The sequence below is a fragment of the Aminivibrio sp. genome (genome assembly GCF_016756745.1).
Lineage (GTDB): Bacteria > Synergistota > Synergistia > Synergistales > Aminobacteriaceae > Aminivibrio.
This window is the reverse complement of sequence record NZ_JAESIH010000053.1, coordinates 28,464-40,189: the sequence shown is the minus strand read 5'-3', so window position 1 is coordinate 40,189 and position 11,726 is coordinate 28,464. Positions and strand designations below refer to the sequence as shown.

Here is an 11,726-nt window from a genome sequence, read left to right as displayed (position 1 = left end):
CCGCAAGAAAAGCTTCTGGTCGAAATACGAGACGCTGAAATGAACGGTTACGGGGTAGAACGGTCTTATCCGCTGAAAAATACGATTGTTTGATACGAACCGGAATTCCGGCGGCGTTTCCAGTGGGAAGGGCCTCGGTTTGTCGTCCTGAGCGAAGCGATCGCGCAGCATCCCGAGCACAGCGAGGGAAGGACCCCGCTTCTGTCGTCCTGAGCGAAGCGAAGGACCTTGGGGTTGATCCTTCGGCTCTCAAGCCCAGATCCTTCGTCGCTGCACTCCTCAGGATGAGACGAGCGGTTTGTCGTCCTGAGGCCGATCTTCATGGCCGATCGCGAAGCATCCCGCTTTTGTCATCCTGAGCGAAGCGATCGCGCAGCATCCCGCTTTTGTCATCCTGAGCGAAGCGAAGGATCTCGGGGTTGATCCTTCGGCTCTCAAGCCCAGATCCTTCGTCGCTGCGCTCCTCAGGATGACATGGGTGGCTTGTCGTCCTGAGCGAAGCGATCGCACAGCATCCCGCTTTTGTCATCCTGAGCGAAGCGAAGGATCTCGGGGTTGATCCTTCGGCTCTCAAGCCCAGATCCTTCGTCGCTGCGCTCCTCAGGATGACATGGGCGGCTTGTCGTCCTGAGCGAAGCAATCGCGGAGCATCCCGCTTTTGTCATCCTGAGCGAAGCGAAGGATCTCGGGGTTGATCCTTCGGCTCTCAAACCCAGATCCTTCGTCGCTGCGCTCCTCAGGATGACACGAGCGGCTTGTCGTCCTGAGCCCGATCTTCATGGCCGATCGCGCAGCATCCCGAGCATAGCAAGGGAAGGGCCTCGCTTCTGTCATCCTGAGCGAAGCGATCGCGGAGCATCCCGAGCATAGCGAGGGGAGGACCTCGTGGTTGATCCTTAGTCTCTCAAACCCAGATCCTTCGGGCGGTGAAACAGCCCTCAGGATGACAACAAGGGCGAGATCCTTCGGCTCTCAAGCCCAGATCCTTCGTCGCTGCGCTCCTCAGGATGACATGGGCGGCTTGTCGTCCTGAGCGAACGCGATCGCGGAGCATCCCGAGCATAGCGAGGGAAGGATCTCGCTTCTGTCGTCCTGAGCGAAGCGAAGGACCTCAGGGTTGATCCTTAGTCTCTCAAACCCAGATCCTTCGGGCGGTGAAACAGCCCTCAGGATGACAACAAGGGCGAGATCCTTCGGCTCTCAAGCCCAGATTCTTCGTCGCTTCACTCCTCAGAATGACAGCAGGACCGTGATCCTCCCCCTTCGGGGATGCTCCCTCCACTTCGTTCAGGGTGCTCCGCGAGCGCGATCGGGCGATGGAACAGCCATCAGGATGGCAGCAAGGGCGAGATCCTTCGTCCCTCAAGATCCAGATCCTTCGGCCAAAAAAGCCGGCCTCAGGATGACAGAACTCCACGGTAGCGCGCTTCAGGATTACAGCACTCACGGCTTCGGCAACCAAGTCGGACACACGTCCGCTGTAGGCGGCCAATCCTCCCCAGCCCGCTACGATCTCATCTTCGTCTCCAGGATCAAGAGATGAAATATCCTTAGCCTGAACACGGCCTTTCTGATAATAAAAACTATGCGTCCTGAATTCAAGGCGCAACACATGGCCGATCATATCGCATATTCCTTTGTTGCTGCCGGGAAGGTCGAGCAGTCGCGAGATCAGCTCAATCTTCCGGTCTTCATTTATTTCCTGCCGCTTGATCGCCTCGATTGCCCACACGATATCCAGAACATTTGAGGAGTGGGTCGTGACGGCAACTTTGTACCCCCGGCTCAGAATGTCCAGGATAAGAACCATGACGGCAAACGTTCCCATTGGGTGAAGTCCCATTTCCGGCTCTTCGATCACCACCCATTCAATCTCTTTCCGTTTTGTGACTTTCCCTCCCGGCAGCAACTCGTAACATCCAAGCAGCATCGGCAGGAATTCTCTTTGTCCCGTAGACCACGTCATGTACGAAATTGCCCGCTTTTCATCTCCATCCACATTCAGCCGCACTTCTTTTTGTCCGGCCGTCGCGCTGCGTGAAAGTGAGGCTCCGTGAAAAATACTAGAATTGAGAACATCCCGAATCGGTTCTTTTGTTTTCTGTATGATGGGGAAGAGTCTTTCTCTCTCTTTCAGCCCTTCAAGGTACAGGCGTATACGCTCGCTGAAATTTTTCACAATAAAAAGGGTCTCTCGGCGTATAGCTCCTATAGGGCTGTGGCCGGCCTGTCAGCATCGTCAGCACTCTTTGCGCAGGAATGTAATAGACCGTTTCGGCATAATTTTTTTCTTTTACGGGCATTCGGGGGGAGGGGGCCGCATCTCTGCCGTCGCGGAGAATACGGCTTTGAGGTCTCCATATGTGGTTCATTCCTTCGCCAAAATAGGCCGCCATCAATCCGGGCCTACTTTTCATATTCCAGTCCTGGCCAAACTGATTCATCGTGTTTTTTACGTACTTTTGATCCTGGGAGAGCTTGAAAAGCTGCAAAAAGATGCTTTTGCCTGTTCCCTGAGCGCCAACTAAAAGCGTAAGGTCTCCAAAATCAACGGATATATCCGCAAACTGGCCAATGTCCAAAATTCTGAAATTCATATCGTCCCCTCCTCCCACCAGCGGAACTGCGGCCGCACCCCCGGCCTTCTGTTTCGAGCGTTCTGCAAATTTATCATGTTGCATCGTACTCTTTTTGTCAAAGTTTTTTCGGGGGTACCCCAGAACAAAGATGGTCTGTTTTAACATTCCCCTTGCCCCTATAAACATATTTTATATGTGTTAAAATATGGAGTGGATAAAGAAAGAAGGTGAACCGATGGGGCGTTCGCCGAAATACGTCCCAGGCAAGGATTACTCAGTGGAAGAGTTGAAAAAGCTGATCCGCGCCCAGGGATGGACTATTGAATCGAAAGGGTCATCAGGGCATCTGGTGGCCAGAAAAGAAGGGCATAACCCTTTTGATATTCCAACTGCCCCGAGCGAGCAAGAAGACCAAGCAATTGATTCTCAAGTTGATAGGACTTAAATAGACACTGAATCAGCTAAACACCCTGTACCGTATTATAAATAAAGCTGATTTTTATGAAGTTTTTTTACGAATGCGAGGTGAAACCATGGTGGACAAAAGGAAACACCAGGAGTATTACGCCTTCCCCGCTGTTCTTGAACAGGACATGGATGACGGAGGAGTGATCAATGTCACATTTCCTGACCTTGAAAACTGCTTTGCCAATGGGGCCACTGTTGAAGAAGCCCTCACAGAGGGAAAAGAGGCGCTTGAAAATGTTCTTTACTGGATGGAGAGAGACGGGAAAGGCATTCCTGCCCCCTCCGACATTCGTTCTATCAAGTGCGTCGGTGATCAATTTACCAGCCTCATAGTTGCTGATATGGGGGCTGCCAGAAGATCTTGGGAAAATCGTTCCGTCAGCAGGACCATTACCCTCCCCTCATGGATGGATGAAATGGCTAGACAGAGCAATATCAACTTCTCACAGGAACTGCAAAACGCCATTAAAGAAAGGCTGCAGACGGACCGGAATCCCAAAACGGCACACTACTGAAAGAAATGCCCTTGTCGGATATTTTTCGACAGGGGCATTTCTTTCCCTGGAAGTTTATGCTTTCTTTTCTTGAGAACGGGTAAGGGCCTGGTGCCCGGTATCGTCCTGAACGCAGCGATTGCGTTGCATCCCCGAAGGGAAAGGGCCTCGCTCTTGTCGTCCTGAGCGGACGCGATCGCGAAGCATCCCGCTTTTGTCATCCTGAGCGAAGCGATCGCACAGCATCCCGCTTTTGTCATCCTTAGCGAAGCGATCGCGGAGCATCCCGAGCATAGCGAGGGAAGGATCTCGGACTTGGTCTTTCGTCTCTTAGGGGCAAGGGCGAGATCCTTCGGCCAAAAAAGCCGGCCTCAGGATGACACGAGCGGCTTGTCGTCCTGAGGCCGATTTTCATGGCCGAAGGACCTCGGTTTGTCGTCCTGAGCGAATGCGATTGCACAGCATCCCGAGCACAGCGAGGGGAGGACCTCGCTTCTGTCGTCCTGAGCGAACGCGATCGCGCAGCATCCCGAGCACAGCGAGGGAAGGATCTCGGACTTGGTCTTTCGTCCCTTAGGGGCAAGGGCGAGATCCTTCGGCCATGAAAATCGGCCTCAGGATGACACGAGCGGCTTGTCGTCCTGAGCGAAGCGATCGCGGAGCATCCCGAGCACAGCGAGGGAAGGACCTCGGACTTGGTCTTTCGTCCCTTAGGGGCAAGGGCGAGATCCTTCGGCCAAAAAAGCCGGCCTCAGGATGACAATCCTCTGACGTCCTGAGCGAAGCGATCGCGGAGCATCCCGAGCACAGCGAGGGAAGGATCTCGGACTTGGTCTTTCGTCCCTTAGGGGCAAGGGCGAGATCCTTCGGCCATGAAAATCGGCCTCAGGATGACACGAGCGGCTTGTCGTCCTGAGCGAAGCGATCGCGAAGCATCCCGAGCACAGCGAGGGAAGGATCTCGGGGTTGATCCTTCGGCTCTCAAACCCAGATCCTTCGGGCGGTGAAACAGCCCTCAGGATGACAACAAGGGCAAGATCCTTCGGCCAAAAAAGCCGGCCTCAGGATGACAACAAGGGCGAGATCCTTCGGCTCTCAAGCCCAGATTCTTCGTCGCTTCACTCCTCAGAATGACAGCAGGACCGTGATCCTCCCCCTTCGGGGATGCTCCCTCCACTTCGTTCTGGGTGCTCCGCGAGCGCGATCGGGCGGAGGAACAGCCCTCAGGATGACAACAGGACCCAGAGCTCAGCAAAGGGCTTTTCCCAATGCTTACCTTTCCAGCGGCCAGTTGGCTATTTTTGCCGCATTTCTCCATGAGAGAATCGTGTGTCCCTCCCGCTGGTACTCCTCATCTCCGCCGTAGACAAGACCCGTTCTGCCTGCGTCCTTTCCGGCTATTTCCTTCCAGCGCGTAAGAGCTCGGAAGAATTCTCCGGTGACTGTCCGCCCTGATTTTACTTCCACAGCGTCCAGCAATCCGTTGTTTTCAATCACAAAATCTATTTCGAAGCCACTTCTGTCGCGCCAGAAGTACAGTTCCGGCTCCCGCCCCTCGTTCAGGCGGGTTTTCAGCAGCTCGGCAGCGATCATATTCTCGAAGACGGCGCCCCGCAGCGGGTGGACTTCAAGCTGCTCTTCGTTCCGTATTCCGAGCAGGTAACAGAGCAGCCCGGTGTCCAGAAAGTAGAGCTTCGGCGTCCGGACGAGGCGCTTGTTGAAATTCCGGAAGTACGGGCGCAATAGAAAGACGATGGAACCTGCCTCCAGGACGGAGATCCATGCTTTGGCGGTGTTGTGGACAACGCCGCATTCGGCCGAAAGGGACGAAAAGTTGAGAAGCTGCCCTGCCCGTCCGGCGCAAAGCCGCACAAAACGCTGGAATGCGGAGAGGTCACGGACGTTCAGCAGGGAACGGACATCCCGCTCCAAATAGGTTGCGGTGTATCCTGCGAACCAGGATGACGGTTCGACCCTTCGGGTGTGAATCGGTGGATAACCGCCCCTGAGCATGGTACTGTCAGCTTTTTCAGGGAGTAGGGAGACGTTTTTCAGCTCGTCGAAGCAAAAGGGCGGCAGATGAAGGAGGGCCGTTCTGCCCGCGAGGCTCTGGGTGATGTTTTCCACGAGGTGAAAATGTTGGGATCCGGTGAGCACAAAGAGGCCCGTCCTGCCGTCAATGTCCAGGCGCCCCTGGAGGTACGAGAAGAGCCGCGGGGTTCGTTGGGCCTCATCGAGTACGGCGCCGTCCGGGAAGCGGTCCAGAAAACCCCGGGGATCGTTTTGGGCGAACTCCCGCTGGTCCGGATCCTCCAGCGAAACATAAGCTTTTTCAGGGAAAATCCGACGAACGAAGGTGGTCTTTCCGGACTGTCTCGCCCCGGTGACGGCGATGCAGGGAAAACCCTTGATCAGGGTTCTCACTGTCCGCTCCATTATTCTTTGTACGTACATTCCTGATCCCCTCGCCTTGGTCGTTCTTGAGGTTTTATACCGGCCTCGGCGTCAGGATACAAAATATCCGGCTGATTGTCAATTGAAATGCCAATTAGCCTGATTCGCCGACGGTCTGGGTGAGGGGCGGTTCTGTCGTCCCTGGCGCAGGGATCGCACAGCATCCCGAGCGTAGCGAGGGGAGGACCTGGTTTTAGGGCTTTGAAGACCCTCAGAATCAAGTCCAGATCCTTCGGCCATAAACCCGGCCTCAGGATGACAACCCTCTGACGTCCTGAGCGAATGCGATCGCGAAGCATCCCGCTTTTGTCATCCTGAGCGAAGCGAAGGATCTCGGACTTGGTCTTTCGTCCCTTAGGGGCAAGGCGAGATCCTTCGGCCAAAAAAGCCGGCCTCAGGATGACAGAACAGACGTCGTCCTGAGCGAACGCGATCGCGAAGCATCCCGCTTTTGTCATCCTGAGCGAAGCGATCGCGAAGCATCCCGCTTTTGTCATCCTGAGCGAAGCGAAGGATCTCGGACTTGGTCTTTCGTCCCTTAGGGGCAAGGCGAGATCCTTCGGCCAAAAAAGCCGGCCTCAGGATGACAAGAGCGGTTTGTCGTCCTGAGCGAAGCGATCGCGAAGCATCCCGCTTTTGTCATCCTGAGCGAAGCGATCGCGGAGCATCCCGAGCACAGCGAGGGGAGGACCTCGGGGTTGATCCTTCGGCTCTCAAGCCCAGATCCTTCGTCGCTGCGCTCCTCAGGATGACAAGAGCGGTTTGTCGTCCTGAGGCCGATCTTCATGGCCGATCGCGAAGCATCCCGCTTTTGTCATCCTGAGCGGATGCGAAGGATCTCGGGGTTGATCCTTCACCCCTCAAGTCCAGATCCTTCGGCCAAAAAAGCCGGCCTCAGGATGACAACTGACAATCCTCTGACGTCCTGAGCGAACGCAATCGCGAAGCATCCCAAGCACAGCGAGGGAAGGATCTCGCTTCTGTCGTCCTGAGCGAATGCGATTGCACAGCATCCCGAGCAACACGAGGGAAGGATCTGGCCTCGGTTCGCTTTCATTTTCACTTGCGTTTTATATCCATTTGTATATAATAGAATCCATGAAACCCATATGTTTTTTAGGCGATTCTCTCAGGCGGATGAAGGAATTCCCTGTCTCAGCCCGACAGGAAGCCGGGCACAATCTTAACGCCGTACAACACGGGGAACCTCCGGCCGACTTCAAACCCATACCGGTCATCGGGCCAGGGGTATATGAGATTCGCATCCGCGACGACTGTGGGGTTTTCAGGGTTTTTTACGCGGTAAACCGGCCGGAAGCCATATATGTCCTCCACGCCTTTCAGAAGAAAACACAGGCTACTCCCCGGCAGGATATTGAATTGGGACGCAAACGATACAAGGAACTCTCATCCGGAGGTGAGAAAAAATGAATATTCCATATGAAAGTGTCTGGGATGCCCTTGAAGACTCGCCGCAGGAGAGGGCAAATCTTCGGCTCCGCTCCGAACTCATGCTCGAAATCGCCCGGGATATCCGCCGGAACGGATGGACTCAGGTCGAGGCCGCTCAAAAGTGCGGTATCAGTCAGCCCAGGGTGAATGATCTTTTGCGGGGGAAAATCACCAAGTTCTCCATTGATTCCCTCGTCAACATCGCCACAACTTTGGGACACACGGTCCGCGTCCTCGTCGAGGCGTAAACAAAGTATCTTATTTCTGAATACTCTTATCCAAAACAGGAACCCGAAAAGTTTACATTACCCTCTTAACGGCCCCTGAAATATTCTTGGTGTTCCAACATTCGTTGATGAAACAAAGGCAGAAGCAGATCCTTCCCCTGCGGGGAAGCTCCGCGATCGGGCGGAGGAACAGCCCTCAGGACGACACGAGCGGCTTGTCGTCGTGAGGCCGATCTTCATGGCCGATCGCGCAGCATCCCGAGCACAGCGAGGGGAGGACCTCGGGGTTGCACGTGAAGGGCCTTAAAATCCAGATCCTTCGTCGCTTCGCTCCTCAGGATGACACGAGCGGTTTGTCGTCCTGAGCGAAGCGATCGCGGAGCATCCCGAGCACAGCAAGGGAAGGACCTGGTTTTAAGGCTTTGAAGACCCGCAGAATCAAGTCCAGATCCTTCGGCCATAAACCCGGCCTCAGGATGACAATCCTCTGTCGTCCTGAGCGAACGCAATCGCGAAGCATCCCAAGCACAGCGAGGGAAGGATCTGGTTTTAGGGCTTTGAAGACACTCAGAATCAAGCCCAGATCCTCCCCCTGCGGCGAAGCTCCGCGATCCCTGCAGTCGTTCGGGACTGCAAGCTGCTTCGCCCTTCAGAACAGCATTTCCTCTCGCTCTCCGGAAGAAAAAAAACGGGGCCCTTTATTGACGAAGCCCGTCCGTTCCACCATAATGGCATTGTTTTGGCTTTTCAGGCTTCGGGCCGACAGGGACGTTTGATGCCTTGCCGGGGATTGTTGCGGGCCTGTTCCGCCCGGAAGATCATGGGACGTCCAAGAAACGGCTTTTTTATTTCCCGGCCACAGGAAGAGCCGGAATGCGAGGTGCGGAGATGAATGATGAAGAATTGAGGAAAGAACGGTTTTATTTGCTGAAAATACGGCTGCTCCATATCGAGCCGGAAATATGGCGGCGATTCACGGTGCCTGCGAGCATTACCCTGGATCGGCTGCACGACGTCATCCAGATCGTCATGGGGTGGAACGACAACCATCTTCACGAGTTTACCATAGGGAAGAAACGCTACACTGAATTCCCCGAATCACGGAAGGACGGGCTGGAGTGCGGGCGGTACCGCCTCGGGGACCTGATAAAGAAAGAAGGACGAACATTTCTGTACCGGTACGACTTCGGCGACGATTGGGAACATGAACTGACCCTTGAGGTCAATGATTTTGCCGAGTCCGTGCAGCTTTGCTTCGAAGGAGAACGGGCCTGCCCGCCGGAGGATGTGGGCGGAGTCCCCGGATATTACGAATTCTGCAAGGTTCTGAAAAACCCAGCCCATGAAGACCATGATGAACTCCTGGAGTGGGTCGGCGGCGAGTTCGACAGCGAGTCTTTCGACCTCAGCGCTATCAACTGGATGCTGATAAAATACCTGCGGTGGTCCCGGGACCGATATCTGGATTGGGGCCCCATCGAGTGGTATGAGTAAGGGATATCCCCTTTCCCGAGGCTGCGGGGGGTCCCTTTTTCGACGATCTGCGGAGCGGCGAAGGGAAACGCCTCCAGGTCGATGTGGAAGGGTGCGCGGCCTCGGCTGTTTCTCCCTGGGGCCTTCTGCTCGGGGTAGGCTTCTGACGCTTTTCAGGAAGGAATAGACCGGTGTTGAAGGGGGCCGTTCGGCCTCCCTTTTTTTTGACGTGACGGGACAGGTTCCGGAGCAGATCCTTCGTCGCTGCGCTCCTCAGGATCCTGGATTCCCGGCCACACCTAACGAGAACGCCGGGTAAACCGCAATAAAGCCAGTGACGATAGCACTTTGACAACAAAAGTACTTGACGTGATCCTCGTTATGTAATAATATATACGTAACGAGGAGGTGGGGCTATGGCAAGCATTGTCTTCCAGAAGGACAAACGCTCCGGGATCACCTACGCCTATGAATCAGTCTCCTACTGGGACAAGGAAAAAAAGCAGTCACGGGCGAAGCGGACCCTGGTCGGCCGGGTCGATGAAAAAACCGGCGAGATCAGTCCCACCGACGGCAGGGGACGAAAGAAAAGAGCCGGGGAGACAGCTGTCAAACCCGGCCCCGTTCCGGCCACCCGGACCGCGAGGCTCTTCTACGGTGCGACCTGGCTCTTCGATGCCATCGGGGAACAGCTGGGCATCACCGAGGACCTGAAGAGGTGCTTCCCTAAGACCTTCAGGCAGATCCTGTCCATAGCCTATTACCTGATTCTGGAGGACAAGAATCCCCTCTACCGGTTCGAGAAGTGGGGCTCCCTTCACAAACACCCCTGCGGGGACAGCATCACCTCCCAGCGCAGCAGCGAGCTCTTCGCGTCCATCACGGAAGAAGGGAAGAACGAGTTCTTCAGGCTTCAGGGGAGGCGCCGTTTGGAGAACGAGTTCTGGGCTTATGACATCACCTCCATATCAAGCTGCTCCGAGTGCCTCAGGCAGGTTCTCTACGGCAACAACAAGGAGAACGACCGTCTGCCCCAGTTGAACCTGGCCCTTGTCTTCGGCGAAAGCTCCGGGCTTCCTTTCTACTACCGCAAGATGGCCGGGAACATCCCCGACGTGAAGACGGTCAAGCTTCTTCTGTCGGAGCTGGACGTCCTCGGATACTCAAAGGTCAAGCTGGTCATGGACAGGGGGTTCTACAGCGAGGACAACCTCAACGCCCTCTTCAGGGAGCATGTCAAGTTCCTGATCGCGGGGAAGATGTCCCTGTCCTTCGTCAGGCAGAATCTGGAACCCATATACGGGCAGTTCCGCTCCTACGACCGCTTCAACGACACGTACGGGCTCTACTGCCATACGGTGCAGGCCGAATGGAACTACAGGCAATACCGTCCGTACAAGGGGGATACTGTCTCGGAGCCGAGGCGCATCTACGTGCACTACTACTACAACATCGACAGGGCGGCCGAGGAAGAGAAGGCCTTCGACCGCCGGCTGATCGCCCTCAGGAACGAACTCGAGTCGGGCAAAAGGGTTCCGGAGCACGAGACCGGGTACAGCAGGTACTTCGACATCAGGACCGCACCCAAACGGGGGATCAAAGTCACCGTCAGGGAGGAAGCTGTGGCCAAAGAGAAAGAGCTGTTCGGTTTCTTCGCCCTGCTCACCAACGAGACCATGGACGCAGTCACCGCCCTTGAGCTCTACCGCAACAAGGACCTGGTCGAGAAGGCCTTCGGCAACCTCAAGGAGCGGCTCAACATGAGGCGAACTCTTGTTTCTTCGGAACAAAGCCTCGAAGGCAAACTGTTCGTTGAGTTCATCGCCCTGATTTACCTGTCGTACATAAAGAAGCGGATGCAGGATACGGGCCTGTTCAGGGACTACACCCTTCAGGGACTTCTGGATAAACTTGATGTGATCGAATGCTTTGAGTATCCGGGACAGAAGCTGCGGGTTGGTGAAGTTTTGGAGAAACAGAAACAAATCTATGCCGCGCTGGGTGTTCCGCCTCCAGGCTCGTTATGAGTGGGCGGGAATCCAGGCAGGATGACACGAGCGGTTTGTCGTCCTGAGCGAAGCGATCGCGGAGCATCCCGAGCATAGCGAGGGGAGGACCTTGCTCTGTCATCCTGAGCGGATGCGAAGGACCTCGGGGTTGATCCTTCGTCTCTCAAGACCGAGATCCTTCGGCCAAAAATCCGGCCTCAGGATGACAGAACAGACGTCGTCCTGAGCGAACGCGATCGCGCAGCATCCCGAGCATAGCGAGGGGAGGACCTCGCTCTGTCATCCTGAGCGAAGCGATCGCGGAGCATCCCGAGCATAGCGAGGGGAGGACCTTGCTCTGTCATCCTGAGCGGATGCGAAGGACCTCGGGGTTGATCCTTCGTCTCTCAAGACCGAAATCCTTCGGCCAAAAATCCGGCCTCAGGATGACATCCTTTCTGTCATCCTGAGCGAAGCGATCGCGGAGCATCCCGAGCATAGCGAGGGGAGGACCTCGGTCATGGTCTTTCGTCCCTTAGGGGCAAGGCGAGATCCTTCGGCCCAAAAGCCGGCCTCAGGATGACACCCTTT

Annotated in this window: 9 protein-coding genes; 6 read left to right on the top strand and 3 right to left on the bottom strand. The window is 55.4% G+C overall.

Annotated features, from left to right (window positions below; translation table 11 throughout):
• Positions 1-1,132 precede the first annotated feature (1,132 nt).
• A complete protein-coding gene (locus JMJ95_RS08610; RefSeq protein ID WP_290684528.1) occupies positions 1,133-2,179 on the bottom strand; it encodes an AAA family ATPase in 1,047 nt (348 codons plus the stop codon).
• Positions 2,142-2,744 carry an ATP-binding protein gene (locus tag JMJ95_RS08605; RefSeq protein WP_290684527.1) on the bottom strand — a complete coding sequence of 201 codons (603 nt, stop codon included), beginning with the start codon at positions 2,742-2,744 and terminating at the stop codon, positions 2,142-2,144. The genes JMJ95_RS08610 and JMJ95_RS08605 overlap by 38 nt, the downstream gene beginning before the upstream one ends.
• Positions 2,745-2,784: 40 nt before the next feature.
• Between JMJ95_RS08605 and JMJ95_RS08600 the strand changes: the two genes are divergently transcribed.
• Positions 2,785-3,024 (top strand): hypothetical protein, encoded by a 240-nt coding sequence (locus JMJ95_RS08600; RefSeq protein ID WP_290684526.1) that lies wholly within the window; start codon positions 2,785-2,787, stop codon positions 3,022-3,024.
• Positions 3,025-3,112: 88 nt separating this feature from the next.
• Complete coding sequence (locus tag JMJ95_RS08595; RefSeq protein WP_290684524.1) at positions 3,113-3,562, top strand: type II toxin-antitoxin system HicB family antitoxin; 450 nt, start codon at positions 3,113-3,115, stop codon at positions 3,560-3,562.
• Between the two features lie 1,251 nt (positions 3,563-4,813).
• Here JMJ95_RS08595 and JMJ95_RS08590 read toward each other — a convergent pair.
• Positions 4,814-5,995 carry an ATP-binding protein gene (locus tag JMJ95_RS08590; protein WP_290684523.1) on the bottom strand — a complete coding sequence of 394 codons (1,182 nt, stop codon included), beginning with the start codon at positions 5,993-5,995 and terminating at the stop codon, positions 4,814-4,816.
• A gap of 1,137 nt (positions 5,996-7,132) precedes the next feature.
• Here JMJ95_RS08590 and JMJ95_RS08585 point away from each other — a divergent pair.
• From JMJ95_RS08585 to JMJ95_RS08570, 4 genes are all read left to right on the top strand, one after another.
• Positions 7,133-7,426, top strand: a complete 294-nt coding sequence (locus JMJ95_RS08585) for a type II toxin-antitoxin system RelE/ParE family toxin (RefSeq protein WP_290684521.1) — start codon at positions 7,133-7,135, stop codon at positions 7,424-7,426.
• On the top strand, positions 7,423-7,695 hold the full coding sequence (locus JMJ95_RS08580; RefSeq protein WP_290684519.1) for a helix-turn-helix domain-containing protein: 273 nt from the start codon (positions 7,423-7,425) through the stop codon (positions 7,693-7,695). The genes JMJ95_RS08585 and JMJ95_RS08580 overlap by 4 nt, the downstream gene beginning before the upstream one ends.
• A gap of 867 nt (positions 7,696-8,562) precedes the next feature.
• Positions 8,563-9,168, top strand: a complete 606-nt coding sequence (locus JMJ95_RS08575) for a plasmid pRiA4b ORF-3 family protein (protein ID WP_290684518.1) — start codon at positions 8,563-8,565, stop codon at positions 9,166-9,168.
• 395 nt (positions 9,169-9,563) lie between these two features.
• Entirely contained in the window at positions 9,564-11,174 is a 1,611-nt protein-coding gene (locus JMJ95_RS08570; RefSeq protein WP_290684517.1) for an IS1634 family transposase, read from the top strand.
• Positions 11,175-11,726: the final 552 nt, after the last annotated feature.